Raw genomic sequence first — 26786 nt, 5'->3', positions numbered from 1 at the left:
TGTGTTATTCTTTCCTTGAGTCATTGGGACCAACTCCTTTTTGAATGTCTTGACACCATTCATTTTAAAGGAGTCCCAATGGCTTTTCTATACCTTCTCGAAATTGCGAACTTTATTGTACTCTATCCTTGTATAGCAAAATATAACGTAATTCAATGTGAAAATTTATGATATTTATATAATTTAATTTTAATTTTTAAAAATTTGTATAGATATTTGTCAGATTAATCAACCGTATGAAAATCGGAAAAGTTTTCTTGTATTAATATTTCAATACGATTATAATAAGGACACAAAATGGGAAACCCACGAAAGCCTTAAAAACAAGATTTATAAGAAATGTCCGGCACGCCGGACAGGAACTGCCGGCGATATTGCGGGCCGCTGTACGGATTACAAAGTATGACAAAACCGTAATGAAACTTTAATCAACTTGAAATTCATTTTTTAATTTCCAAACTTTACATTTTCGCCCTTAAGTGGTATAATTTTTCTGGTTTTTCAGATAAAATGAATTTCTGTTTTTTAATAGTTGCATTTGATTTGCAGGGGGCCGTCGCTTGAAAATAGCAGAAATTGAAGTTGGAGAGATTTCCGTTCCGCTCGTAACGCCGTTCAAAACCGCGCTGCGCACGGTGGAAGCCATTGAGGATATCGTTGTAAAAATAACCGCCGATACCGGTGAAACCGGTTACGGTGAAGCGCCGCCAACCGCTGTTATTACAGGGGACACCAGGGGTTCCATCATTTGTGCCATCCGCGATTATATCCGCCCTGCCATTCTGGGCATGGAAATTGAAAATATCGACGGGATTATGCACAAGCTCCATACCTGCATACAAAAGAACACCAGCGCCAAGGCCTGTGTAGATATGGCGGTTTACGACCTTTTTGGAAAGCGCTGCGGCGTGCCGCTGTACCGCCTGCTTGGCGGGTACCGCAGGGAATTGGAAACGGATCTGACCATCAGCGTCAATCCGATCGACGAAATGGTGCGCGACAGCCTTTCTGCCGTGAAGCGCGGTTTCCGCATACTAAAGGTAAAGGTCGGCCAAGAGGGCGAAAAGGATATTGAGTGCATTGCCGCCATCCGGGACGCCGTCGGCAAAGATGTAAAAATCCGGGTGGACGCAAACCAGGGTTGGACCGCTAAGGAAGCGATCCGTATCCTTTCCGTTCTGGAGCGCGAGGGGCTGGACATTGAACTCTGCGAACAGCCGGTAAAGGTGCAGGATATCGACGGCCTGCGCGCGGTGACGAAGGCAGTTTCCACCCCTATTCTGGCGGACGAAAGCGTCTTTTCCGCCGGGGACGCCATGGAAATCCTGCGCACACACGCGGCGGATCTGATCAACATTAAGCTCATGAAAGCCGGGGGAATCTACGGCGCTTTAAAAATTTGCGCCATTGCGGAAACCTGCGGCGTAGAATGCATGATGGGCTGCATGCTGGAAAGCAAGCTGGCGGTCAGCGCGGCGGCGCACCTTGCCGCGGCAAAGAGCATTATCACGCGCACCGATCTGGACGGCCCGTCGCTTTGCAGAATTGACCCGTTCGAGGGCGGCCCGGACTTCCTTGAAAGCCGGATTGTGATGAACGACCGCCCCGGTATCGGTATTCAAAGCGTTCCCGCGTTTCCATCCCGTTAAAAGGGCGGCGCCTTCTTTCCACGCCGAGAGGCGGATAATACGCCGCTGCGAAAAGGAAAGCAGAGCGCCGCAAAGGAAAAAACATTGTTTACAAGAGAATCCATTTCTTTTTTAATGGCTCCGCTGTTTTGGCGGAGCCGTTACAGGTTGTTGGCATGCGGACAAACCCGGTCATGCACGATTATTCGGCTAAAAAATGAACCGGTGCAAAATGGCGCCCGGGCAGCCCGGCCTTTCAAACGAATCTGAACCTGTGTAATATAACGCGAAATATAAAATTCATTGGAGTGATTGTATGTTTACACCCAAGCCACTATTTCCGGGCGCGCGCGTTGCGCTGATTGCGCCCTCCGGACCGGTTTTGCCAGAAAAATTCGGCCCGTCCGTGCGGGCGGTAGAAAATCTTTCCTTAATGCCCGTCATTTTTGAAAGCTGCCGCCGGGCGCACGGCTATTTCGCTGGGGATGACCGTATGCGCGCCAAAGACATCTGCGACGCGTTTGCAGACAAAACCATCGACGGCATTCTGTGCGTGCGGGGCGGATACGGTGCCCAGCGCCTGATGAATCTCATCGATTTTGACCTAATCCGCAGAAACCCGAAGTGCTTCTGCGGTTACAGCGACATTACCGCGCTGCACACCGTCTTTAACCAGAAATGCGGCTTTGTCACCTACCATACCCCCATGCCCTCCACGGAGCTTTGCATGAACCCGGACGAATATACCCTTCAAAGCCTGAAAAAGGTCCTGTTCGGGGAAAAAATCGGGGAATTGCAGAATCCCGCAAATATACCGTTGAAAACGCTGGTGGGCGGATGCGCCTGCGGCGTCCTGACCGGCGGCAACCTTTCGCTGGTTTCGTCCTCGCTTGGCACGCCGTACGAAATCGACACCCGCAATAAAATCCTGTTTCTGGAAGATGTTGGCGAGGAGCCGTACCGGATTGACGGCATGCTGAACCACCTGAAAGCAGCGGGGAAATTCCGCGACTGCGCCGGAATCCTTTTCGGAAGCTTTACAAAATGCCAAGCGGAAAATCCGGAACGCTCGCTGACGCTGGAACAGATTCTTGAGGAGCTGATTGTCCCCGAACACAAGCCCGCCATCATGAACATGGCCTGCGGCCACGGTATGCCGTCCATGTCCCTTCCGCTTGGGAAAACCGTCGAAATGAACTCGATTTCCTGCAAAATTAATGTATTGGACTGATTTTATGAAATTAAGGAATTTACGCGATTACGCAGAAAACGAAATCAATAATAGCAATGCGAACGTTTCCTTGCTCGTTCACGATTTTACCCGCAGCCAAACGCTTCTGTCCTTTCACGCCGAGCAAAAGGTTGTCGCCGCAAGCACAATCAAAACGCTGATTCTGCTTGCCGCGCTGGAAAAGGTGCAAAAGAGCGAACTGGAGCTGAGCCAGATGGTCACAGTCCCCGCCCTGGAAATTTTGCCGGATACCCGCGTGTTCGACCGGGATGTGCGGGAATACCGCCTGGAAGAGCTTCTGACATGGATGATTATTACCAGCGACAACACCGCCACAAATGTGCTGATCGACCTACTCGGCATGGACGCCGTCAACGCGTACTGCCGGAAGCTGAAGTTGGAATCCACGGTGCTGGAACGCAAAATGCACGATTGGGGTGCAATCGAACAGGGGCGCAACAATTACACCAGCGCCATAAACCAGCTCACCGTCTTTGCCGCCCTGCACCGCAGGACGATCCTGACCCCAAAGCTCTGCGACCGGGCGCTCGGCATTTTAAAGCGCCAGCGCGATTACAGCCTGGCGTTCCGGTATATTGCGGACGAATCGCTGACCGCCGCGCACAAAACCGGCGGGCTGGATCGTCTGAACCACGATTCGGGTTTGTTTTACCTTGACGGCAATGTGTATTATTTCGGCTGCTTTGTTTCCGAATCCATGGACGACACGAAGGAAAACCCCGTTTCCAAAAAGCTGATCGGACGGCTTTCCCGTGAAGTCTACGAATATTTCAAAGGGGTTTGAGATGCAATTCGCATTGATAAAAGCTCCGATTGCGCCGCTGATGAAGGGACCGCATAAAAGCGAACGTACCGACGAAGCACTCTGCGGAATGACTGTGGAAATTCTGGAGCGATGCGGCGCGTGGGTTCGCGTGCGCACGCATTACCGGTACGAGGGCTGGGTAAACGAAAGGCACCTTTGCTTTGACCGCTGTCTTGTGCGGCAATGGACAAATGCCCCGAAGGCGGTGGTGCTGCAAGCCTGGGCGGACGTTCTGGATGCGCCGAAGGTGCAGGGGCATCTCGTCGGCGAAATCCCGCGCGGCGGCCTGTTAAGCCCCGCCGGCGAAGCAGGGGACGGCTGGCAGAGGGTGCGCTTCTGCGACGGGCGCGAAGGCTACCTTTGGGGCGCGTTTCTGGGGGAATACCGCACCGCATGGCAGAAAGAAGAGGAACCGGCTCTGCGCAAAGCGCTGACGGAAACCACACGCTCCTACCTTGGCGTCCAGTACCGCTGGGGCGGAAAAACCCCGCTGGGCATCGACTGCAGCGGGCTTTGCTCCATGGCCTATCTTTTAAACGGGGTCATCATCTACCGGGACGCACACATTCAGCCGGGTTTCCCCATACATGAAATAGGCTTCGATGAAATCAAGGAAGGCGATCTTCTGTATTTTCCCGGCCATGTCGCCATGTACCTTGGGGACGGAAGGTATATCCACGCTACCGCAAGCAACAACTGCCACGGCGTGGTGATCAACAGCCTTGACCCACGGGCGCCCGATTTCCGCGCCGATCTGCCCGGAAAGCTGACCTGCTGCGGCAGTATCTTTTAAAGACATCCCCGTCCCAAAGCTGAAAAAACTGAATAAGATACATAAAAGCCCCGTACATCGCATGAGGGATTGTACGAGGCTTTTTCATTCTGAATAGTGCTTTTATGGAGTTGTGCGTTTTTTTGCGTCGCTTGAAAACATCTTTTGCAAGGTTTTCGGATCGGCAATGCCGGTTGTCGGCATGCCGTTCAGCAACTGGAAGTCCTTGACGCTCTGTTCCGTTCCTTCCGCAAATTCACCGGTGGGCTTCACGAACATATAGCCCAGCTCCTGCAGACGCTTCTGCATTTTTAGGACATTGTCGTTCTTGTCGCCCTTTTTCAGCGTGATCGACGTGTCCATCGATCCGGATGCGCCGCCCGTTGTGAAGGAAGCAGAGGACGTACCGGAAATGTTCGTCCCTTCTGTAAGCTGCGGATAGACTTTCCCGGCGATAAAGGTAACCGCATCCACCATTCCCCTGCCCTGCAGGAGCATGAGGTTCGGATTCATTTCATAGACCTTGCCCGATTTCACAGCGTCCAGCTTTTTATATTCCGCGGACGCTTCCAGCTTTGCCTTCACGCCGGTCGGGCAAAATATGTACTGCGGGTTCGCAATCAGCAGTTCGCTCACAGGCATTTTATTTCCGGTTCCGCCCGAAGCGGCATTAATCAGCCCTGCCGATTCAATGAGCTTTCCCTGCAAGGTGTCGCCGGTAACCACCCCGCCATCCGCATCAAACAGATAGGCCACCGTAATCGGCTTGTTGCTGTGCGGGATAATCCGGCTAATATCGTCAATCGTCAGAAAAATACTCTGGGATGTTTTCTGTCCCTTTTCATACCCGGTTTTCGCGCCTTTTAGTGCCGAACCCACCTCTGAGTAAAGGCGGTCAAGGTCTTCCCGGCTGGTGGCTGCGCGGATGGTCAAAACGGTAATGCCCGCTTTGTTCATCGCCTCTATCTGCGCCTCGGAGGGCTTTTTGTCGGTGAGCACCAAATCCGCTCCCAAATCCTTAATTTTCTGCGCCTCATCTAGTGTTACGTTCGGCAGAACCGACAGATCGCTCTGGGTACATTCCACGCTCTTCGCCTTTAAGGAAATCTCATAATCCATCGCGAGAACCACGTCCGCAAGATTGGGCGAAAGCACCGCAACGCCGGAGGGTTCCCGATGGATCGTTACATCCCCGATTTTAACAGGGAAATCCTTTTCCCCCGCGCCGGAAGAAATATCGTTTTTCGACCCGCAGGCAGTCAACGCGCCCGCGGCAAGTATTACGCTCAGAAAAAAAGCTGTCAATCTTTTCAGCATATTTTCGCTCCTTTCTGCAGCGGCTACGCAAGCCCCTGCCCACGGCGGACGCGCGCTTCCGCGTCCCTGATAAACTGCCTTGCGCAGCGTGGTGAACGCCCTCCGCGCGTGGTCGCCCATCGTTCCGCGTAAAATTCCAGTTCTTCTCTCGCTATATTCAGCTTTCTCTGTTTCGCAAGCTGGCGCACAATTTCCAGATAATGTTCCTTATCCGGCAGGGTAAAGCCAATGGAAAGGCCGAACCGGTCGGCCAGCGAAAGGCTTTCCTGCATGGAGTCCCCCCGGTGCACCTCGTCGCCGTCGCGGTCGGAAAAGGTTTCACGAACCAGATGGCGGCGGTTGGAAGTCGCGTAAATCAGCGTGTTTTCCGGCCGGGCGGCAAGGCCGCCCTCCAGAACCGCTTTCAGCGCGGCATAGGTATCATTTTGCTTGGAAAAGGACAGATCGTCAATAAAAATAATGAATTTCATCGGGATTGCGGCAATCTGATCGACCAAGAGCGGAAAATCCATCAGATATTCCTTCGGCATTTCGATCATGCGCAGCCCCCTGGAAGAATACTCGTTTAAAAGCGCCTTTACGGTGGAGGATTTCCCCGTTCCGCGGTCGCCGTACAGCAGGCAGTTATTTGCGGGAAGATCCTGCAGAAAAGACAGGGTATTGTTTATCGCCAGACTGCGCTGCTGCTCATAGCCCTTTAAATCGGCCAGCGTGGTTTTGTCGGGATAGGCGACCGGCTCAATCCTTTTCTCGCGCCAGATAAACGCACGGTAACGCGCATACATCCCGCAGCCGTTTTGGCGGTAATATTCCGTCATTTTGCGGATGCATTCTTTTAAGTCGCCCCGCAGCGCTTCTACCGGTTCCCCGGTTTTCCACTGCGGCAGCGCAAGGGCTTCCGCCTGCTGCCCGAACCGGCAGCTCCCGATAATTTCCTGCGGTGTAAGTGAGGAAACCTCCAAAATAATTCTCAGATCGCGCTCCACCGCCTCCATCATCGTCGGCGGAAATTCCGTCTGCCCCGCGGTGGCGGCAAGCGAATACGCGTTTTGATCAAACAGCGCCGTTGCTGTGATGCATTCCGAGAGGTTTTCGCTACAGCCGCGTTCGCACAGCACAGCGAAAAAATCGCCCCAAGCGTTCAGAAATTCCTCCTCCGTCCTGTCGCAGGACCAGAGAAGGCGGTACAAAGCCTTGGGAACGGTGCGATTTAAAATTCCTTTATAAATAGAAAGGGACGCCATTTGCATTGCGGCCCGCTTCATCTCGTTCATATTTTGCTCCTTATGTCATATAAGACCGCTATCTTTGTTATTTTACCCTTATCGCAGGTATTATGTCAAGTTATCAGGAGGATTTGGGTTGCGATTCGGATAAAGATTTGCTATTATAATAAACAGAAGCAAATGAATGAGGGTTACCATGAAAATACAAAAAGCGATCCTGTTTCTCTTCGCGGCGGTTCTTGTTGTGGGCCTGTCCGCGTGCGAAAAAAAGGCCGACGCGGACGTTCTGATGCGTGAGGCAAAAACAAACACGAACGCAATCCAGAACTGCAGCGCCACCTATATTAGTGAACTGGTTTTTACGGCAAACGGCAAACAGAATGTTTTCAAAACAAATGCAAACTGTGTTTATTGGGCAAAGCCGTTTGCATTGAAATCCACCCAAAACACCCTTCTGGGCAACACGGCAAACACCAGCGTTTCCTATACCGTAACCGATGAGGACGGCGTGTGGTTTTACTCCAACGCCGGAAGCGGCTGGCAGAAAACCTCATCTGAAGGCGTGGGCACCACGCCGTTGGAACAAATCGATATCCTGCGCCTAACGGACAGTATATCCAGCCAAAAATACGTACGGGAAACGAAAATCAATTCCCGCAAAGTACATAAAATCGAACTTACTTTCCAGAGCGATGTGCTCCGCAGCACGGTAGAAAACATTGTTACCGCAACGGGGATGGGCGAGGGTTCAAAAACCATTGTGCAAACCCTTCTTGAAAACGCGCCCACGGTTTACGGCTACGCCTATCTTGACGAATCCACCGGGCAGATTGTCCGGCTGGAACTGGACGCTACGGAAGCAGTCAATAAAATATTCCAGTCGATTGACGGCAGCAGAATAAAAGTGAATGTATCCCGGTGCGTAACCAGCGGGGATATTACGGATATCGGCAAAGCCCCCGCCGTATCGCTGCCCCCCGACGCCGCCGCCGCGCAAACTGTGCAAGCCGCCGGTTAAGCAATCGCCGGTTTTTACTCCCTTGTCTGGCCTTGCCCTTTGGCATTGCCCGGCAAGGGAGACAATAATTTAATAGTAAAATTTAATGAATTTTATATTATAAAAGTCGCATGCCAGAAGGTCGTCGGTTTCCGCTTCCTGCAACAGGATATAGTTTACGCCAACGCCAAGCAGCGTGCCCGACCGGTCGACCAGCGTATTTGTACCGATCAGGAATTCCACGAGAACGGGTCTACCGATCTGCGTGCGCAGAAAACCATTTAAATATTGCAGGCTATCGGCGTTGATCGTAACCGACTGGGGCGGGGCCTGGTTCAAACCGGGGCTCATTACGCTGCCGGTGGCCGCCGGAAGCAGAGCCGCCTGAGCGGCCGGTGACGCGGGCATTCTTTGCATCTGGCCCGTTTGTGTACTGCCCGTCGGGACGGTTCCGCTACCAGGAACCGATTGGGTCATCATTCCCGGAAACTGACCTGGAGCCGCAGGCTCCGCCGTGATGCCCATTGCGGCGCCGCCGATCCCGGCAGCCAGCAAAGGGGGCTGTACCCCGCTGTTGCGACTTGTGCCCGGAATCGAAGGATGGCTGCTCCCCATTTCCTTTAGTTGCTGGCTGAATTGCTGCTTCTGCAGCGGATTCATATAGTTATAGCTTGCAACATCCTCTAACGTAGGCATCGTGCTCTGTATGGAAAGCCCTGTCGGCATGCCGGCACCCTGGCATCCGGCGCAGGGCGTTTTTGAATATTCTTCATTGGAACGGTTGTTGTCCATAATATCCTCCTTTTGTCAAGTGTTCGCATAAACTTCGGTTGGGCTGTAAAAACAATGCTGATTGATCCGGTTATAAATGACGCCCGCACGGTTTTTGGGAAAATACGGGGGACATTGCGGGCTGTACGGATTAAAGTAAAAAAGGCACGGGCCGACCGAGGAAGCCGTATTGCCGGCAAGGGCCCAATCCGCTATTTCGTATTCAATTTCATCCGGGTCCATATTCCACACGTTCTGCGCATTGTAAGCACCGCCTATGGTTTCTTTCATGCATGTAAACTGATTGGGCTGTTCAATGATATTGCGTACATTTCCGCCCTGGCTGATGCGGGCAAACTCCCCGTAATCCACATTTGCCCGGTTCATAACAATAGAAGCCACCGCGCGCATGCCGTTGTCCCCTTCCCCTTCGGCCTCGCATTTCAGGAGCTTTGCAAAAAGTTCTCTGGTTGTTAAGGGCATATAATCACCTATTCATAAGTTTGTTTTACTGCATAATATGTCCCCCTTGCTCCGCATGGCACAATATCTACGGAAATCGAGGAATATTTTTATAGATTTTGGAAAACCGAAAAACACTTGACATTTAGCAGACAAATCCGTAAAATGTATAGGTAGCGTTTTTCGCAGGTCAAGTTCATAAGGAAGCGTATCGAAGTGGTCATAACGGGCCTGACTCGAAATCCACTCGGTCAGTTGTTTTGAAAATGCGGGAAACCCTTGAGTTTTCGCGGGTTTGCGGGATTTTGAAAATTTAGCTTTTTACCGATTTCTACGGTTTTTCTACACTTTGCCTTGACTTTTTCGAAAGGCTCGGTGTATTAAAATAGAATATGGAGGCGTATCGAAGTGGTCATAACGAGCCTGACTCGAAATCCACTCGGTCAGTTGCCTTGATAATGCCGGAAACCCTTGAGTTTCCGTGGGTTTGCGGGATTTTGAAAATTTAGTGTTTTAGCGATTTCTACGGTTTTTCTACACTTTGCCTTGACTTCTACGCGGGGCTTGGTGTATTAAAATAAATATGGAGGCGTATCGAAGTGGTCATAACGAGCCTGACTCGAAATCAGGTTGTCCTCACGGGCACGTGAGTTCGAATCTCACCGCCTCCGCCAGGGGCCTGTTTGCGGTCAATGTCCGCAACAGGCCCTCCATTTTTTTACCTTTTCTACGCTCTCTTTTGAGGGCGTTTTTTTGTTTGTGTAGAAAACGGATATGCCTGAGTCCTCACTCTATAAGGCTTTTCCGTATTCCCATAAAGCAGTCCGTAGAAAATCAGTTGACCGCTGCAAGTCCAGTAGGTTCTGCCACTTAGTTTCTTTCAAACATCCCATCCATAACCAAGCCAGATTCGATCTGTGCGTGGAAGTCCAGATGAGAGTAAATGTCCGCTGTGGTCGAAAATGTGCTGTGCCCCAGCCATATCTGGATTTGCTTCATTGATATCCCATTTGCAAGCAGTAGGCTGGCGCAGGAATGTCTTAAATCGTGAAACCGGATTTTTTTGAGGTCGGCTTTTTCAAGCACCCAGCTAAAGTGATCCGTCACATAATTAGGGCGCATGAGCTTCCCTGTTTGGTCGAGGCAGATGTAGTCGAGGTAATCCCGGCAGTAAGAGCGCTTGAACAGCTTTCGATACATTTCTTGCTTTTCCTTTTCTGCAAGCAGTAGCTTTTCCACCGATGGCAGTAACGGAAGGGTGCGGAAGCTGGACTTGGTTTTCAGTACATCTTCCCCGACCGCTATGGATTTGCCATCTACCGTGTCCTCAATCACCTTGTGCTTGATGGAGATGGTTTTTTGTTCGAGGTTGATCGCATCCCACTTTAATCCCAGGACTTCACTTCGGCGTAAGCCATAGTAAGCTGCCAGCTTCACACAAATCTCCAAGGGATCATCTGATATCGCATCAAACAGCGCCATCATTTCCTCTGCGGAATAAAACTGAGCATGGTATACATTCTTCTTTGGCCTGTCTACCCTGTCAGCGGGGTTACTGCCGATGATCTCCTTTTTCACCGCATTCTGCAATGCTCTGCGGAGGACTGCGTGATAATGGATGACCGTATTCGGTGTGTGACCCTCATCAAAAATTGATTGATGAAAGTCCTGAATATGCTGTGGAGTAACCTCCGCCAAGGTGATGTCCAGTTCAGTAAAGTACCGGCTGATTCGCCCATCCAGCATGGTTTGATAGCCTTTGAATGTTGTTTTGGCTATCGTGGGCTTTGCTTGTATCAGCCATTTTTGAAGGTAGTCGGTAAACAGCACCTCCGCATGGGGATTACGTTTGCCCTCGATCAGCTCTCTGGCCCGTTCCTCGGCCTCCCGACGCTCCTTTTCTTCCTGCTCCTGTTCGTATTCCAACCGAATTTGGTCAAAGGCTTTTTTAGCTTTTCTGTCGCTGGTTCCCGCTACCGGCAGTCCGGTGGGAATCCATTTGGTTTTTCTTTTTCCGTCTACTTTGATATAAAGGACAGCATAAAAAGTATTGTTTTTTTCTTGTAGGCAGCCTGTTATCATGGTTATCCTCCTTTGAAATAACAGCGTATTTGCCTACCATTGACAACATCACAATACCACAGAAGGCATGGGATAGCTACTGTTTTACGCGGAAGCAACCCAACGGATTTTTCTACGGTCTTGGGCCAATAATAAGCAAAAAACCATATCAACCAATCTTGATATGGCACATTTCTTCACTCAGTAAATATTCAATAACGCATGCTTTGGGAATCTTATAGGTCCGTCCAATGCGAACACTATGTATCTCTTTTTCCGAAAGCAATTTATAAGCCAGTTTCCGGCTGATGCCTCCGAGCATTTCTCGTAATTGATTTACCTCGACTACATCGGGGTATTTTTCAAACATGATTGTTTTGTTGCTCATAAAAATTCCCCCCTTCATAAAAAAAGCGCCGGACTAAGTCCGATGCTGATAGAAAGTGCCTGGTTGATTTCTTCCATCTCCTGTTCATCCAGTTTGCCGATCCAGCCCCGAAGTCGAGTCCGGTCAATGGTGCGTATCTGCTCCAGAAGTGCAAAGGACTCTCTGGACAATCTGCCCGCCCCGGCAATAGCCGTATGGGTGGGTAAGGGCTTTTTCGGCTTGCCGGTGATGGCGCAGACGATGGTGGTGGGGCTGTAGTGGTTGCCTATGTCATTTTGCAGGATAAGTACAGGACGGATGCCCCCTTGTTCACAGCCCATAACGGGGTTTAAATCGGCGTAGTAAATATCGCCGCGGCTGATGCCTTGCTTCATCGTGTTCAAACTTTACACCTCCTTGATTCGAGATTCTCTGTTTTTTCTTAATGGCACAAATATAGGGATCGCCCTGCTGTATAAGCAGAGCGATCCCCATCGCTTCTGACATTAAGTCTTTTTTTATAATCAAGGCGCTTAATTCGACACTACTCCCCAAGCGCACTGTGCAAAGCGTATGAGTCTTGCACAACAAAGGCGATGGCCTGAACTGCGGCTGGCTTCGCCGCATCATGGGAATTTCACCCCCGCCAGGATCTCTGCCGGTTGCTCTCATTGCGTGATCCCCCGGTCGCGGGGGGCTATGACGGAGCAAAAGTATCATTATAGGCTGACGGGATCATTGCGAGACAGGCCGCCACAGCCTGTTTTCCGGTCGGATGGGTACCGCTTTGCACCTTATTTGGCCGTCTTTGATAGGAGCAGGAAGAAACGAGCGAACAGAAAAATGAGTGATTTCACTTTTCTTGCTGCCTGCCTACAGGTGGTCTTGGCGCATCCTCCGAGGTCGCTTTACCCTTTCGGGGTCCGTCAGCTAACGTGTTCAGGTCATCGGATATTAAGTTTTCAAGGAACCATGGAGGGAATGAGAAAAACCCCCTCACTACTAATCCGGTTTCGTGAGGGGGTTGGACGGAAAAATTTTTACTTTTCCATAAGTTTTTTTAAAGTACGCAGAATTTTAACCTTTCGGTCGTGGATTGTCATGCGCGGGATACCAGTTTCCGCTGCCAGTTGATGCTCGCTTTTATTCTTAAAAAACAGAGTAAAAATCAGTTCCTGTTCCTCTTTGGCAAGCTGGGAAAGGCACAAGTGGAGTTTTTCGGCTATCAGCTTGTCCGTGACAATATCCTCCACACGGGGAGAAGAGAGATCTGAAATCGCATCCTCACCATTGGTTTCCTCCGTATCCAAGGCACTGTAATAAAACACACCATGTGCTGCGTCCTTTTCCTCCAGATGTAGTTCACGGCGTTTCATGCGGTAATATGTTAAATAGACTTCTTCGGTGACAGGGACGAGCTGCCCCTGAACTTTGATTTGATACTCTTTCTTTTCTGCCATATGGCTTGTCCTCCGTTTTCTGAAATTTTGATGGTGAGTCAAAATGTCAGAAGCGGAGGGGAGCGGCAGCGTGGAAACGACCTGCTTATATTAGAAACATGCCACATTTCCCCTGAATATGGTAAATATGGTCGGAGTATAGATTTTTTTGTCGAAAGAAAAAAGTCAGCACTGCGCCCATGGCGAAATGCTGACTTTTTCAAAATTACAATATGAGATTGTTTGGGTGGTGGGTAATATGTACGAGCTCTGTCTGCTCTATTGCCACCTCTTATAAGTATAAAACCCCATAGGATACCCCTCTCGCCGGAGCATGGCGAAAGCCGGTATCCCGATATCCTGTTTATCCGTCAAAAACCGACAGACAGATATAGAGCCTGCCCTTTGAATGAGGGCAGGCTCCGCATGGTTTTTGGCAGCCAGGCTATCATAGCGCAGTAAAGCACCTTAGACCCTATGGCTTTGCGTCCCCATCTTTTGATGGGTTTGCCCTTGGCTTTATTTTTATTTTTACTGGACTTTCTCTATGCATCGTTAAACTTCATGCATTGAACAGGTATTTTATAACACCTTCACTCTATTTCTTCCTTCTGCTTTTGCCATATACATAGCTTCAGTTCCTTAAAGCAATACTGATAGAACAGCTCTCTGTTCTTTTTTAAGCACTCCAATTCAGTCAAATAACGGTAATTACCTTTTATATCCGTCATTTTCGTGGATAGATACATTCCCTCGATTTCCGGCAAATTGGGATGAACTACGTCTTATAGATCCGTTGAAATTGCCAAGATGATAGGGACAACATGAGTGCTATTCTTTTGACTTCATAACAAATTAATCTCAAAAGAATACAGCAAACAATCTAAGGAACGATTGAACGCATTTTATGTGCCAGGGACGGCGACGCCATTCATCAAGACTTATTTCTTCACAAACATCAAATGTTTGCTGGAGGTCATTTTTTATGTCTTGGAGTACAGGCGATCCGCAAATCCACACACCGTTTTCAAAGTGGAGATAAAAGCTCCGGTAATCCATGTTAATGCTTCCGCAAATGGCATGATCATCATCGCTTATGATAGTCTTTGCATGGATGAACCCCGGGGTATATTCATAGATTCTAACACCCGATTCCAGCAGCTCTCCATAATTCGATTGCGTTACCATATGCACATACCAATGATCCCATATCTTTGGAGTAATAATCCTGACATCTGTACCTCCCTGTGCGGATGTACACAACGCTTCCTTCATGGAGTTGTCAATGACAAGATAGGGGGTAGATATATAAACATATTTCTTTGCATTATATATCATCGTGCGGTACATAACCTCGGCAGGGTTATCGGGATTATTTGAAGGCCCGTCTGAAAATGGTTGATAGAAGCCTTGACCCTCGTAGTTCACTACAGACCGGTAAGCTTCGTAATCTGTAGTTCCTCCACTTTCAGCATCCCACATCTGAAGAAATATTGAGGTCAGACCCCAAACCGCGTCGCCTTCAAGCCGGATTGCCGTGTCTTTCCAATGGCCGTGCTTTGGGTATATGTTGGCATATTCATCAGCAAGATTCGTTCCCCCTGTATACCCAACGCAGCCGTCTATGACCGTAATTTTCTGGTGATTACGGCAATTGAAGCAAAAGGATGAAATATACCGATGAACTGGATTAAAACGCAACACCTGAATATTGTGACTGTTAAGAGCCTTAATCAGATTATCTGGTGCTGTAACAATACTCCCAAAGTCATCGAACATCAGCCGTATTTCCACTCCTTGTTCGGCTTTGCGAATCAATACTTCTGAAATCCTGTCCCAAAGCTCCCCACTATCTAAAATAAAATATTCCAAGAAAACGTATCTTTCAGCGTTTTCAATATCCTTTATCATTGCTTCAAATTGATACTCGCCAAGCGAGAAATACTCACACGTTGTATTTTTATAAAGAGGGAATCCTTTCCTGCCTAAATATCCTGCTATTCTTTTTCTTGACGGATGGATTTGATCGAGTTCGGCGTAAACTTCCGGGTCCTTATATAAATACATGGAACCGTGCTGGATAGCCGCTCTTATTCGATTATTTCTTATACATCGTCCGAACACATCGGAACGACCCCATAAGAGATATAGGAAATAACCGAAAACCGGAAGGATAAATATTATAATAAGCCATACGATTATGTAAGATGTGTTTTTACTTTTGCTCACCATAATAAAGATGTTTATTACCGCTATAATTTGAATGAGTGCATAAAAATATACCGCATAGTTTTTGAGTATATTGATGATAAAATAGATAAATAAAAGTTGTAAAATCACAACAAGGGTGGCCAAACCGATACGAAATATGCCCGTCAAGTTTCTATTTTCTTTTCGCTTCACTGTGACCACCTCTCAATTGTGTTTATATATTTTATATTCTGGTATATTCAGACGTTGTGTTGGGAAGGAGTTTGCATCCGCTCCGAAACCATATAGCAAAAGCTATATCTTCTGTATTGAGATCGTTTGAATAAGACTTTTTTAGCTTTTTTTCATGCCGCCACGTCCAAATTAGAGCCAAAATCCATCCCGTGTTCAGAAATACGTCCTTTGTATCAAAAATAAACCAATTGAATAAACCAATAAAGTCAAGGCTGCCGCCCCAGAACACTACATCAATAAATGAACATAATATGCCAGCAGATGCAAAACAGAATGCTCCACTCAACAAGCGACTCTTTGCACCAACTTTATATGTTTGGAATCGATAGAATAAAAGCAATCCTGCTATAGCCGTTATCTGTAAAAAGATCATTCCGATTACAGGAGTCTTAAAATTAGCCATACTTGCAAACCAATTCAAATTTGTGTTCTGGAAAGGTTCAAAACGCAAAACACTCGGTATCCAGATAATCATCTTATCTATCGCAAAATGAGCTATCAGCAGTTTTATTGTTTGATCAACTGCTGCCAAGATTCCTGTGATAAGCCATTGCTTTTTCATGCCACACACCTTTCCATACAACATATTTTCTGTTTATGCTTTAATTCAATCGCGCTCAATAGCTCAACTGCTTTCACCAATAAACCGAATAAAATAATCTTCATATAATGATTCTCACTTTGCCCCTTATCTCAGTGAATAATGAGGATGCCGCCGGCCACCATCCACACATTTGATACCTCTAAAGTTTCCGGCATAAGCTCAAAGAACACAAGGCTCATCATTACGCCACCAGCGAAAACTAAAAGGCAATTCGCCATATTTTCAGAAAACTTCTTTTGTTATAATAGCAACTGCGCTACCAAAGCAAGTTCACAAAATCCCAACTAACAAGGCAATCAGGACAATTAACATTTTACTTATCGCTTCCGATACAACAGGCTTTTGACCTGATTATAATTTCTTTGTGTTTAAAGCACGGAAAGAGTTCAATACCGCTATAACCGTCACACCAACATCTGCAAACACAGCCTCCCACATGGTAGCAAAACCGAGTGCACTGAGTACAAGCACAATTGCTTTTATCGACAAAGCCAGCCATATATTCTGTTGTGCGATTCTTAGCGTTTTCTGTGAAATTTTCATACCTGTAGCTAGTTTGGACGGCTCATCGGTCATTATTACAACATCGGCGGCTTCTATAGCCGCGTCGGAACCCAAGCCACCCATCGCAATACCAATGTCGGCACGAGCTAAAACTGGTGCGTCATTAATCCCATCGCCTACAAAGGCCAGCTTGCCTTTAGCTGATTTTTGAGCCAGCAGTTCCTCTACTTTATCTACCTTGTCACCGGGAAGAAGCTCTGTGTAAACCTTATCTAACCCCAATTCCTTGGCAACTTTTTCTCCCACACTCTTGGCGTCGCCCGTCAGCATCACCGTTTGACGGATATTTGCCTTTTTTAGCAATCTAATCGCTTCCGCTGCATCTTCCTTAACCTCATCAGCAATTACAATATATCCCGCATATTTGCCATCAACAGCAACGTGTACGGCTGTTCCAATAATTTCGTCTTGAGAAAATTTAACGCCGATTTTTTGCATGAGTTTTGTATTTCCTGCGAAAACTTTACGACTATCAACCGTTGCGCTGACGCCGTGGCCTGCGATTTCCTCAACATCCGTAATCCTTTCGTTGTCAATATCTTTCCCATAAGCAGTTTTCAAAGAGAGTGAAATGGGGTGATTGGAATAACTCTCAACATGTGCGGTAAGTTCCAGCAGTTCTGCTTCGGAAATGCCGATAGCATTTACCTCTTGTACTTTAAATACGCCTTTTGTCAATGTCCCCGTCTTATCAAACACAACGATTTCAGTCTGCGCCAAAGCTTCTAAATAGTTGCTACCCTTAACAAGCACACCACGCCTTGACGCGCCGCCGATACCGCCAAAGAAGGAGAGTGGAATAGAAACAACCAGAGCGCAAGGGCAGGAAACCACTAAGAAAGTTAAAGCCCTGTAAATCCAGTCGCCCCAAGTACCACCAAAGAACAGAGGCGGGATAATTGCAAGCAACAGTGCGGCAGCCATAACAATCGGAGTATAAACTCGTGCAAATTTTGTAATGAAATTCTCGGTGTTCGCCTTTTTACTACTGGCGTTTTCCACGAGATCAAGGATTTTGCTGACCGTCGATTCCCCAAATTCTTTTGTGACCTCAATCGTCAGTACGCCGTTCACATTGATACAGCCGCTCAAAACATCAGAGCCAACACCAGCTTCGCGCGGAACAGATTCGCCGGTCAAAGCGGACGTATCAATCATTGAATTGCCGTCAAGCACCTTGCCGTCAAGCGGGATTTTTTCACCAGCACGGACAACGATGATATCGCCAATCGCAACTTCGTCAGGGTCGACTTTTACCAATTCATCGCCCCTCTTAACATTTGCGTAATCAGGACGTATATCCATTAAGCTTGCAATGGATTTCCGCGACTTCGCAACGGCATAACTTTGAAAATATTCGCCAACCTGATAAAACAGCATAACGGCAATGGCCTCTGGATATTCCCCAATGATAAGTGCGCCACCGGTCGCCACGGTCATTAAAAAGCTTTCCTGAAAAACTTGGCCTTGCATAATATTCTTGATGGCTTTTATTACGACTTCGCTGCCCACTACAATGTAGGCGGCAATGAAGATAGCGGGACTAAGCCAAACAATGTCGGTTTTTACTAGCAGCCCGATTACGAAAATAACCGCTGCTATGATAATTCTTACAAGCTTCTTGTTCATATTGAACTCCTTTCTTATCTTTGCTATAAGAGAATGACGAGTAACATTGAGTGAACGCTCAACTATTGTCGCAAAAAAATTTGAATTTTTTAAATTCCTTCGCTTTTGGCGTATCGCTTTGAAGTGTTACGCCAAAAGCTGGAATTATTGCCGGTAAATGTTTACGCCTTTTTTACGACAACATGAGGTTCATGCTTCTTGACGATTTTTTCAGCGGTCTTAATAATCTCGTCCATTTTGTCGTCGTCTGCCACAAGAACCATCTTAGTCGTCATAGCGTTTACGGTTACTTCGGTTACGCCGTCCAGCGCCTTGATGTCCTTTTCGATTTTCGCCGCACAGTTGGCGCAGTCCAGTCCTTCCAACCTAAATGACTTTTTCATGTTATTTTCCTCCTATAATTAAATTTTATTCAGTTACATGGCTTAAACTTTGTTCCAAAACGATTTTCACATGGTCATCCGCGAGAGAGTAATAAGCAATCTTACCATCTTTCCTAAATTTGACAAGATTTGCCTGTTTCAAAGTGCGTAGCTGGTGTGATATAGCGGATTTTGTCATACCAAGCAAGACTGCCAAATCACAGACACACATTTCACTGACATCCAGAGCCCATAAAATTCTGATCCTTGTACCATCTCCCACAGCTTTCAAAAATTCCGTCAAAATATTAAAAGTATCATCTGAAAGCATTTTTGTTTTTACTGCGGTGACGGTTTCTTCGTGTATAACATCACAATCGCAAACATCGCTTCTGACAGACATAATTAGTCCTCCTTCCGAAATTTTAATTGAGCAAACGCTCAACTGTATATAGTATAGTTGAATATATACTCAATTGTCAAGGGGTTTTTAGAATATTTTTTTAAAATCATCCCAACACGAGATCAGGCTGTGTAGTGGTTCGTAGCAGTTTATCTGCTGCGTGGAACGGAAGTCATGTGGCACGAAGTTTACAATCAATTAAGCAAAAAAAGTGCGGGATACCAATGCAAGTCTTTTCGATTGAGTGAGTGTAAATCTCTTAACTTTATATTCATCCAAAAGGAATTTGAATGGAAATTCTGTTTTGCTCTAAACAAAAAAGCCAATTAAAATCAATGACTTTAATTGGCTTTTTTGAATTTAGCATTTACAGCCAATGATTTTACTACTAAAGAACCCCCACAAAATTTTTTAGCTCAAGCATTTTTTGCTCAATCTGTTTTATAACCTGAATAAATTCCTCGTCGCTTTTGCCCGTTGGATCATCCAGCCTCCAATCTTCGCGGTGTTTACAGGGCAGATACGGACACTCGACATTGCAGCCCATTGTAACGACAATATCAACAGGCGGGATTTCGGACAAGAGTTTGCTGCGCTGTGTCGCTTCCATGTCAATGCCATAAAGTTGTTTCATCAGCCGCACGGCATCCTGATTGATTTGCAGCTTCGTTTCCGTTCCCGCCGAATAGCTTTCAAAAGCGTCGCCGGCAAGATGCCGTCCCAGCGCCTCTGCAATCTGGCTGCGACAAGAATTATGAACACAAATAAATGCAACTTTTATCATTTTTACCTCCTTACAGCGCCAGCAGACTGTCGCCCTTGATTTCCTCTGCGCTCCACGCGATCAGGGCAAATTTGCCACCGGCGTGTTCGTCGATGAGGTTGAGCCATTCCACTTCGCCAGCCGCCTTTGACACCAGCATAGGATTGGTGGTGTTCGTGCCATAAAGGGATTGATTGACCACCCACCATTTGGCGGCGATGCCCGCCCGTTTCAGATCGTCCTCCAAGCGGTGCGCCTCATAAACAGGGGTCGCTTCCGGCAGGGTCACAATCAGTACCTCGGTTTCCTCGGATTTCAGCCTCGGCAACAGCTGCGCCACCGATTCGGGGATTTCGCCCTTGGTACGCTGAATTTCATGGTTATAGCTTTGTGTGGATTCCAACAAAAGCAGGGTATGCCCTGTGGGGGCGGTGTCAATTACCACCACCTGATCGTCAGCTTTTTCGACGATCTCGGCGAAGGCGCGGAATACGGCGATCTCCTGTGTGCAGGGCGAACGTAGATCTTCCTCGACATAAGCAATATCCTCATCGCCCATGCCGGACGCGCGGGCTTTGAAAAGCACCTCGGACTGATACTTTTTCAATTCCTCGGCTTCGTCGATATGGCTCATGGACACGCCGCCAGTTTCATCCAGCACAAACTTCAGGTGCGCGGCGGGATCGGTGGTAGTGAGGTGGACTTTCTTTCCGCGCTTCGCAAGCCCCAGCGCAACGGCGGCGGCGACGGTGGTCTTACCCACACCACCTTTGCCCATCGTGAAAATAACACGTTTGCCCTCCATCGCTAACTCATCTATCACATCGTTCAGCGCAGGAATATGCGTGGCATTTAGCGTTTGCACGGGAGCAGTAAAATAATCGGTGTTCAGCAAGGCGCGGATATTTTCCAGCCCTGTGACATTGTAAGCTCGCAGAGGAACGCTATGGATTGGAAGCGCCCTCAGACTTTCCGGCATCGCGGCAAGTGCAGACTGCTGTTTTTCGTACAGACTGGAAGATAGATCATCGTTATGTTCCATCAATATTCCGTTGACAACCAGCATTTGATTGTCGACGCCCAGCGCGGACAATTCGCCGGAAGCACGTTCCGCTTCCTTGAACGGCGCGGTTTCCGAGCGGGTGACAAGGAGTAGCGTGGTCAGGCTTCCGTCGGCCAGTGTTTCCACGGCTTGCTTGTAAATGGCTTTCTTGCTCTCCAAGCCGGAGAGTTGACCGAGGCAAGATGCACCGTGGGTGCTTTCACTGATGAAATTACTCCAAGCGGACGGAAGCTGAAGCATCCGCAGGGTGTGTCCAGTAGGGGCGGTATCAAAAATAATATGGTCGTATTCCTGCTGAACCTTACCGTCCGTAATGAAATTGGAAAACTCATTGAATGCCGCAATTTCTATGGTGCAGGAGCCAGAAAGCTGCTCCTCCATATTCGTGATGACAGATGCGGGCAGCTTGCCGCGATAAGGCGCGATCACGCTTTCCCGGTACTCAGCCGCCGCTTGTATGGGGTCAAGGTTCGCTACCACTAAATTCGGCACATCGGAGATGGGCACTCCTTTGTTTGTCAGTTCCATCGAAAAGACATCCTGTAAATTGGAAGCAGGGTCGGTGCTGATAAGCAGCACCTTTTTCCCACTGTCCGCAAGGGAGACGGCGGTGGCACAGGCAACGCTGGTTTTACCAACGCCGCCCTTGCCGGTATAAAAAAGATACTTTGTCAGTTTGATACTGCCGGGATCGAATTGATTCATTTAACAGCAACCTCCCTTGCAACAGCCTCCGCCGGACTCGGATTTTTTCTGCTTGCCCAGCACATTTTCAGGAAGGTCGAGCAGCTTTGTGAATTCTTCATTGGTGGGATACCGACCTGTGATGACAATTTTGCCATCGAGCATCACAGCGGGCAGTCCCTCTGTGCCTTTCTCATTAATATAGGCATTGATGGTCTGGTCGGTGATAAACTCTGCCGGTGCGCTGCCCAAGTTAAAACGTTCAACAATAACGCCATGTTTTTTCAGTGTTTCCAGTACCGTGGACATACGCAGCAGTTCAGGGTCAACACCCAAGCCGCAAAGCCCGGTCGGGCAACACATGGCGGGTTCAAAGATTTTCATTTTTTTCATAATAATTTTCTCCCTATATTTATTAAAAGTTTTCACAATATCTGAGTAACAGCAAATTCCCTTCGGATTATTTACAGCGCAATTACTGTTTTGCATGGCTCCGGTAATCTTAATAACATCATCTACATTTTTTGCACCTTTTTCTGTAATTGCTTTCATGATATCTGCTTCTTTGACTTTGTTGCAATAGCATATATACACCATTTAAACCTCCTTTAGAAACCAGTGGTGGGTCTTATTAATAAAGCGTACTAGCAAAAGCATAACGGGGACTTCGGTCAATACGCCCACCGTACAAGCAAGCACAACCGGCGAATTTGGACCGAAAAGGGCAATTGCTACCGCTACAGAAAGTTCGAAGAAGTCCGAGGCTGCAATCAGAGAAGCCGGAGCCGCAATATTGTGTGGTTGCTTTGTCCACTTGCATATCAAGTAGGTAAAGTTGGCGGAGATTACGTTTTGCAGAACCAGCGGTACTGCGATCAGCAAAACGAACAGAGGCTGTTCCAAAATAATGTCACCTTGGAAGGAAAAAATGATAATCAAGGTGAGCAGCAACCCCAAGGTCGTGATGCCGTCAAACTTGGGGAGAAATCTTTCGTTGAAATACTCTATGCCTTTTTTCTGTATCATCAGAAAGCGCGTAAGTGCGCCGCCAGCCAGCGGAACGACAACGAATAATACGATGGAAAAGAAGAGCGTATCCCAAGGAATCGTAACGCCGTTTACTCCCAACAAGATTTGTACCAATGGCACAAACAATACGAGAATCAAGAGGTCATTGACCGAAACCTGTACAAGCGTATGCGCCGGATCGCCTTTGGTCAGATGACTCCATACAAACACCATCGCCGTGCAGGGTGCTACGCCCAGCAATACTGCGCCTGTTACGAAGTCCTGTGCCAAATCCGCTGGGATGAAGGCTTGAAAGATAACTTTGAAAAACAGGGTTGCTAACCCGAACATGAGGAAGGGCTTGATGAGCCAGCTGCTACCGCTGGAAATAAGGATGCCTGAAGGATTTTTCCTCACATTCTTGATAGACTGGAAATCAATCTTCATCATCATGGGGAAAATCATAATCCAAATGAGTACGGCAATCGGGAGGTTCTGCCCGGCGTATTGAAATCCTTCCAAGACATCTGGAATGCCGGGCAGGAATTTTCCGACAAGGATTCCAGCCGCCATGCACAGCAGCACCCACACGGTTAGATATTTTTCAAAAAAGCCAATACCTTTATTTTTTTCTTGGCTCATATCACATCACCGCCCTTTCCCTGACGTTCCGTTTCATCCTTGTGTGTCTTGGCTATAAAGTATGTTTCCAGATTTTCTGGAAGCCAATAGGCTTCACGCTCCGGCTCGCCCTGATTGGGGTTATACACTTCCCGTAGAATGGCATCCACGATCAATTCCTTCGGAGGGGATGTATATTCGACTCCGTTATATACCCATACACGGCAATCTACGGTATCACCGCAATGTTCTCCACAGTCCTCGCAGACTGATTCCCGCGATTCCACGGCAATATCGTTTCCGTTCACACGGATGGTCGGTGAGCTGACCAAATGATACTGTATCGCCAACTCTCTCGTTGTGATGTTCACTTCATTTACCTTGACTTCATATCCTGACGCATTCAGCACCACGGCTACGCCGGAAACTGCGTCGTCCAGAGCTTTTTCCGTATCCTGGCACCTGCCGCAAACGGTCGTGTCCAGATAAAGAAAATCAATGTTTATTGACTTTTTCGGCTCTGGCTGGCAGCAATTTTCAGAAGAACAACAACATTTACTCATTTTCGTTACACCCCTTACAACAATTTGTTTTATCTCTGCAAATACAATTTTCTTTATCGGATGTGATCGCCCAGAAAAACTGCTTTGTTTTGCCGATGGCATCATCATCCAAAGAATAATACGTCCATTTGCCTTCTGCCCGTGCCTTGACAAGTCCGCATTCGCAGAGGAGTTTCATGTGATGGGACAGCGTGGATTGGGACATTTCAAACTTCTCTAAAATCTCGCAGGCACAAAGTTCTCCACAGGAGAGCATATCCACAATCATGGCTCTTTTGGGATCGCCCAATGCTTTGAACACTTTTGTGTTCTCTAAGTAATAGTTCATACCAACACCTCAAATCTAAATACTTTGATATGTTATATTATATGTTTCAAATCGAAATTCGTCAATGTGAAGTCATGATTTTTTATAGAAAGTTTTTTCGCACATCAAGGATAGCTTTCAATCACTTTATCAATAGCAAAAGAGCCTCTGAGAGAGACTCTTATTCGTTTACTGCCATTTTTCTTTTGAGGTGGTGTGCTTTTTGATCATTTACCTCCACCATTTCGCTAATCATTTCAATCTGTTCCGGTATCAAATGTTTAAACTGCTTTCCGAGCTGCTCCACGCTGTCAGGTATCACGGGATGTTCCAGAAGATCTCCAAAATGTTACATAAAAACATAGTAAGATACACCTTGTTCTTTTTCTGTGATAATATCTTCTTAGAGTGAGAGATTCCGGTGGGTTCACCACGAACCGCACCTCGGTCCAGCAAAAAAACGGAGTACCCCCTTGGCGGGAACTCTGTCTTTTCGCTTTGCCGCATCCTGCTATTTTCTTAAAATAAGTCTGTTGCTGGTATTGCTCCCATTCTCCCGGAAGCGAGGCTCCTTTTCAATGAGTCCCGCCCTCACCAGATCATGTAAGGCACGCTTGACGGTGCTGCGGGAAAGCTGCAGATCGGAAGCAATGGTCTTTACCGCAGGCCAGCAGTCCTTTCCTTTTCCTGCCCGGTCACAAATATATATATAAACAGCCCTCGCCCGATGGGGAATCTCATCGGGCGAAGCGGTATAAATGTGGTTGAAGTAGCTCATGGGAACCTCCTTTACGTTTTGAGTACATTACGGCGGCGCATGGTGTTTTCAGATGGTTCTGCTACCGGGGTATGAAGGGTTCCTGTTCTGGACGGCGGCTCCAATATCTCCCCGGTTTCTTCGTCCACCATAAGGCAGGCCGTGTGCTTGCGGACGATATTTTCCTCCAGCATCTGCTTATCGGCATAGACCACTTTTCGATGAGCTTTTTCCTCCATGGTGTAAGCCTCTCCGAAACGGATGCCCCATTCAAGGAACAGCCGCAGCTTTGTCCTCATGGGATGGGTGCCGGTTTTCATCACGACAAAGCTGCCCTTTGGAATGGATTTCAATTCGTCCGGTGTCATGAGAGGGCGCTCCATCATCTGCAAGGATTGGCTGGGGTCATTCTTACCACGACTCACGCTGCCGCTCATGATCGTGCGGCTGCCCAATGCTTTACTCAGCACTTCGGCGGTCTGGCTGTTGGGGGCAAAGCCGCCAAAGATGGTGTCCTGGCAATTGTCCACGATTATTTCTGAACCCTCTTTGCCGTAATTCTTTTCGAGCTGGCCGAAGGACTGTATGATTGGTACCATAGAAAGCCGGCGAGAGCGTGAGGCGCTGAAAATTAATTCGAGCGATTCGATGGCTGGAAGCGTTCCGAGCTCATCGCAGTAAAACATTACTCGGTTTTTCAGCTTGCCTCCGTTTTCATCCGCAACCGCAAGGATTTCCCTGTAGAGCTGTTGGATCATAAGGCTGACCATAAAGTATTTGGTCAAATCTTCTTCTGGTAATACGATGAACAGAGCGGATTTTTCGTTACAGAATTTCTCCGCATCAATGGATGTTTCAAAACACAGAATCTGTTCCATTTCGGAGTCGAGAAAGGCATTCAAACGGGATAGCACAGTGGAAAGTACCGACGCCATAGCCTGCTCCGCGGAATTTAGGGCTGCTCCTGCAAACCAGCGGGCCTTGTGGTCGGATGGCAATTTATCCATTAATAGCTGAAACTGACTTTTCCCCTTTACCTTGCTGGGCACGAGTAAGTCCTGAACCAATTTGAACACGCTGATGATATGGCGGCAGTCCACCTTTTTCCCATCTACCTCAGTGGGGGGCAAATACTCGGCAATCAGCAGAATCACTGAGGACAGGAGTCCTTCTGCGGCATCATAAAAAAACTGATTCTGTCCGTAATTCTCGTTGCTGGCGTTGATGATGGTTTTGGAGATAATCTTGGCGTATTTTTCTGCTTTTGCCTTTGCCACAATGTTGTTTTCATCGGCAAGGTACTGATCCATGTAGGTGTTCACCAGATGGAGCATATTGTTGCCGTCCGAGCGGGTGGGGTTTCTTAGGTCGATGACCGCCACATGGTAGCCGTAGTGGTTGCGGGCGATAGTTCCATAGTTTCTATACAGGTCGCCCTTGGTGTCGGTGGTCAGGAAGCTCATGCCGGAGGCACAGGCATATTCCAGGTTGGGGTATAAAAAGTATGCAGTTTTCCCCACGCCAGAGGCACCGATCATGAGACAGTGGACATCGTCAGTATCCACCATTGCCGTAACTTTATTTTTTGCACCTACGCTTCCGAGAATGATTCCCTGCTCGGCGGCAGTAGGGAGGCATTGTCCTTGCCTCCACAGCTCCGGCTGAAAGGGGATGTGCTTATAGGTATTTTTGATTTCCTGTTTTGATGCGAACCGTGCCGTACCATGCTGGCCATCACCTACCGTGCGGGACTTGATTCCGTTTAGGGTATAATAGTGAGCCAAAAGGGAAAGACCGCCGATGACACAAAACATCACGGCGGCCGCTGCAATTAAAATATAGACCTGAGACGGCATAATAGTATCCTCCTTCTTCTGAATTCATTTAGAATGTCAGAAGCGGGGATGGAGTTATTG

At 47.8% G+C, this 26786-nt stretch carries 27 protein-coding genes, 1 tRNA gene, 1 pseudogene and 1 riboswitch; of the genes and pseudogenes, 6 read left to right on the top strand and 23 right to left on the bottom strand.

What is annotated here, in order from left to right:
• Window positions 1-560 precede the first annotated feature (560 nt).
• The 4 genes from CAGA_RS06650 to CAGA_RS06635 all read left to right on the top strand — a co-directional run bounded on the left by CAGA_RS06650 (window position 561) and on the right by CAGA_RS06635 (window position 4478).
• Window positions 561-1649: a dipeptide epimerase gene (locus CAGA_RS06650; RefSeq protein ID WP_135659067.1), complete on the top strand. Its 1089-nt coding sequence runs from the start codon at window positions 561-563 to the stop codon at window positions 1647-1649.
• A 295-nt stretch (window positions 1650-1944) separates the two neighbouring features.
• Window positions 1945-2859 carry a S66 peptidase family protein gene (locus CAGA_RS06645; RefSeq protein ID WP_135659065.1) on the top strand — a complete coding sequence of 305 codons (915 nt, stop codon included), beginning with the start codon at window positions 1945-1947 and terminating at the stop codon, window positions 2857-2859.
• Between the two features lie 4 nt (window positions 2860-2863).
• On the top strand, window positions 2864-3664 hold the full coding sequence (locus CAGA_RS06640; RefSeq protein WP_167875178.1) for a serine hydrolase: 801 nt from the start codon (window positions 2864-2866) through the stop codon (window positions 3662-3664).
• Window positions 3633-4478, top strand: coding sequence for a C40 family peptidase (locus CAGA_RS06635; protein ID WP_243112964.1), 846 nt, complete (start codon window positions 3633-3635; stop codon window positions 4476-4478). Before CAGA_RS06640 ends, CAGA_RS06635 begins: the two co-directional genes overlap by 32 nt.
• Before the next feature lie 102 nt (window positions 4479-4580).
• Here CAGA_RS06635 and CAGA_RS06630 read toward each other — a convergent pair whose 3' ends face one another.
• Complete coding sequence (locus CAGA_RS06630; RefSeq protein ID WP_135659058.1) at window positions 4581-5774, bottom strand: peptidoglycan-binding protein; 1194 nt, start codon at window positions 5772-5774, stop codon at window positions 4581-4583.
• A gap of 23 nt (window positions 5775-5797) precedes the next feature.
• A complete protein-coding gene (locus CAGA_RS06625; RefSeq protein ID WP_243112963.1) occupies window positions 5798-7048 on the bottom strand; it encodes an ATP-binding protein in 1251 nt (416 codons plus the stop codon).
• 148 nt (window positions 7049-7196) lie between these two features.
• Here CAGA_RS06625 and CAGA_RS06620 point away from each other — a divergent pair, with 148 nt between their 5' ends.
• Window positions 7197-8018 (top strand): hypothetical protein, encoded by an 822-nt coding sequence (locus CAGA_RS06620; RefSeq protein ID WP_135659056.1) that lies wholly within the window; start codon window positions 7197-7199, stop codon window positions 8016-8018.
• Window positions 8019-8087: 69 nt separating this feature from the next.
• Here CAGA_RS06620 and CAGA_RS12830 read toward each other — a convergent pair whose 3' ends face one another.
• Both CAGA_RS12830 and CAGA_RS06610 read right to left on the bottom strand, forming a co-directional pair.
• The gene (locus CAGA_RS12830; RefSeq protein WP_243112962.1) at window positions 8088-8789 is read right to left on the bottom strand and encodes a hypothetical protein; all 702 of its coding nucleotides are present in this window, start codon (window positions 8787-8789) and stop codon (window positions 8088-8090) included.
• A 15-nt stretch (window positions 8790-8804) separates the two neighbouring features.
• Window positions 8805-9251, bottom strand: coding sequence for a cell wall hydrolase (locus tag CAGA_RS06610; protein ID WP_135659054.1), 447 nt, complete (start codon window positions 9249-9251; stop codon window positions 8805-8807).
• A 564-nt stretch (window positions 9252-9815) separates the two neighbouring features.
• Between CAGA_RS06610 and CAGA_RS06605 the strand changes: the two genes are divergently transcribed.
• Window positions 9816-9904, top strand: a tRNA-Ser gene (locus CAGA_RS06605).
• 196 nt (window positions 9905-10100) lie between these two features.
• Here CAGA_RS06605 and CAGA_RS06600 read toward each other — a convergent pair.
• The 19 genes and pseudogenes from CAGA_RS06600 to CAGA_RS06520 form a co-directional block, all read right to left on the bottom strand.
• Window positions 10101-11312, bottom strand: a complete 1212-nt coding sequence (locus CAGA_RS06600) for a tyrosine-type recombinase/integrase (protein ID WP_013623265.1) — start codon at window positions 11310-11312, stop codon at window positions 10101-10103.
• 148 nt (window positions 11313-11460) lie between these two features.
• Window positions 11461-11679, bottom strand: a complete 219-nt coding sequence (locus CAGA_RS06595) for a helix-turn-helix domain-containing protein (RefSeq protein ID WP_013623266.1) — start codon at window positions 11677-11679, stop codon at window positions 11461-11463.
• 14 nt (window positions 11680-11693) lie between these two features.
• Window positions 11694-12062 (bottom strand): type II toxin-antitoxin system PemK/MazF family toxin, encoded by a 369-nt coding sequence (locus tag CAGA_RS06590; protein WP_013623267.1) that lies wholly within the window; start codon window positions 12060-12062, stop codon window positions 11694-11696.
• A gap of 636 nt (window positions 12063-12698) precedes the next feature.
• On the bottom strand, window positions 12699-13118 hold the full coding sequence (locus tag CAGA_RS06585; RefSeq protein ID WP_013623268.1) for a sigma-70 RNA polymerase sigma factor region 4 domain-containing protein: 420 nt from the start codon (window positions 13116-13118) through the stop codon (window positions 12699-12701).
• Window positions 13119-13529: 411 nt separating this feature from the next.
• Window positions 13530-13619, bottom strand: a riboswitch (cyclic di-GMP riboswitch).
• Between the two features lie 339 nt (window positions 13620-13958).
• Window positions 13959-15500, bottom strand: a complete 1542-nt coding sequence (gene cls, locus CAGA_RS06580) for a cardiolipin synthase (RefSeq protein WP_013623269.1) — start codon at window positions 15498-15500, stop codon at window positions 13959-13961.
• A gap of 31 nt (window positions 15501-15531) precedes the next feature.
• Window positions 15532-16104 carry a signal peptidase II gene (locus CAGA_RS06575; RefSeq protein ID WP_013623270.1) on the bottom strand — a complete coding sequence of 191 codons (573 nt, stop codon included), beginning with the start codon at window positions 16102-16104 and terminating at the stop codon, window positions 15532-15534.
• Between the two features lie 393 nt (window positions 16105-16497).
• Entirely contained in the window at window positions 16498-18339 is a 1842-nt protein-coding gene (locus CAGA_RS06570; RefSeq protein WP_013623271.1) for a heavy metal translocating P-type ATPase, read from the bottom strand.
• 161 nt (window positions 18340-18500) lie between these two features.
• Window positions 18501-18722: a cation transporter gene (locus tag CAGA_RS06565; RefSeq protein ID WP_013623272.1), complete on the bottom strand. Its 222-nt coding sequence runs from the start codon at window positions 18720-18722 to the stop codon at window positions 18501-18503.
• 25 nt (window positions 18723-18747) lie between these two features.
• Window positions 18748-19104 carry an ArsR/SmtB family transcription factor gene (locus CAGA_RS06560; protein WP_013623273.1) on the bottom strand — a complete coding sequence of 119 codons (357 nt, stop codon included), beginning with the start codon at window positions 19102-19104 and terminating at the stop codon, window positions 18748-18750.
• A 388-nt stretch (window positions 19105-19492) separates the two neighbouring features.
• Window positions 19493-19888 carry an arsenate reductase ArsC gene (locus CAGA_RS06555; RefSeq protein WP_013623274.1) on the bottom strand — a complete coding sequence of 132 codons (396 nt, stop codon included), beginning with the start codon at window positions 19886-19888 and terminating at the stop codon, window positions 19493-19495.
• Between the two features lie 10 nt (window positions 19889-19898).
• A complete protein-coding gene (arsA, locus tag CAGA_RS06550) occupies window positions 19899-21635 on the bottom strand; it encodes an arsenical pump-driving ATPase (RefSeq protein ID WP_013623275.1) in 1737 nt (578 codons plus the stop codon).
• A complete protein-coding gene (gene arsD / locus CAGA_RS12825; protein WP_027096099.1) occupies window positions 21636-22007 on the bottom strand; it encodes an arsenite efflux transporter metallochaperone ArsD in 372 nt (123 codons plus the stop codon).
• A gap of 99 nt (window positions 22008-22106) precedes the next feature.
• Window positions 22107-22211 (bottom strand): annotated as a pseudogene (locus CAGA_RS12995) ((2Fe-2S)-binding protein); the annotation flags it as partial.
• A complete protein-coding gene (gene arsB / locus CAGA_RS06540) occupies window positions 22212-23264 on the bottom strand; it encodes an ACR3 family arsenite efflux transporter (RefSeq protein WP_013623276.1) in 1053 nt (350 codons plus the stop codon).
• A complete protein-coding gene (locus tag CAGA_RS06535) occupies window positions 23261-23806 on the bottom strand; it encodes a DUF2703 domain-containing protein (protein ID WP_013623277.1) in 546 nt (181 codons plus the stop codon). The genes arsB and CAGA_RS06535 overlap by 4 nt, the downstream gene beginning before the upstream one ends.
• Complete coding sequence (locus tag CAGA_RS06530; protein ID WP_013623278.1) at window positions 23799-24134, bottom strand: ArsR/SmtB family transcription factor; 336 nt, start codon at window positions 24132-24134, stop codon at window positions 23799-23801. The genes CAGA_RS06535 and CAGA_RS06530 overlap by 8 nt, the downstream gene beginning before the upstream one ends.
• 160 nt (window positions 24135-24294) lie before the next feature.
• Complete coding sequence (locus tag CAGA_RS12650) at window positions 24295-24435, bottom strand: hypothetical protein (RefSeq protein WP_167875177.1); 141 nt, start codon at window positions 24433-24435, stop codon at window positions 24295-24297.
• Window positions 24436-24624: 189 nt separating this feature from the next.
• On the bottom strand, window positions 24625-24891 hold the full coding sequence (locus tag CAGA_RS06525) for a helix-turn-helix domain-containing protein (protein WP_013623279.1): 267 nt from the start codon (window positions 24889-24891) through the stop codon (window positions 24625-24627).
• A gap of 11 nt (window positions 24892-24902) precedes the next feature.
• Entirely contained in the window at window positions 24903-26726 is a 1824-nt protein-coding gene (locus tag CAGA_RS06520) for a VirD4-like conjugal transfer protein, CD1115 family (protein WP_013623280.1), read from the bottom strand.
• Window positions 26727-26786: the final 60 nt, after the last annotated feature.

Source organism: Caproiciproducens galactitolivorans, assembly GCF_004768785.1.
GTDB lineage: Bacteria > Bacillota > Clostridia > Oscillospirales > Acutalibacteraceae > Caproiciproducens > Caproiciproducens galactitolivorans.
Note: the sequence above shows the minus strand (reverse complement) of the source record. Positions and strands in the feature narration are given on the sequence as shown.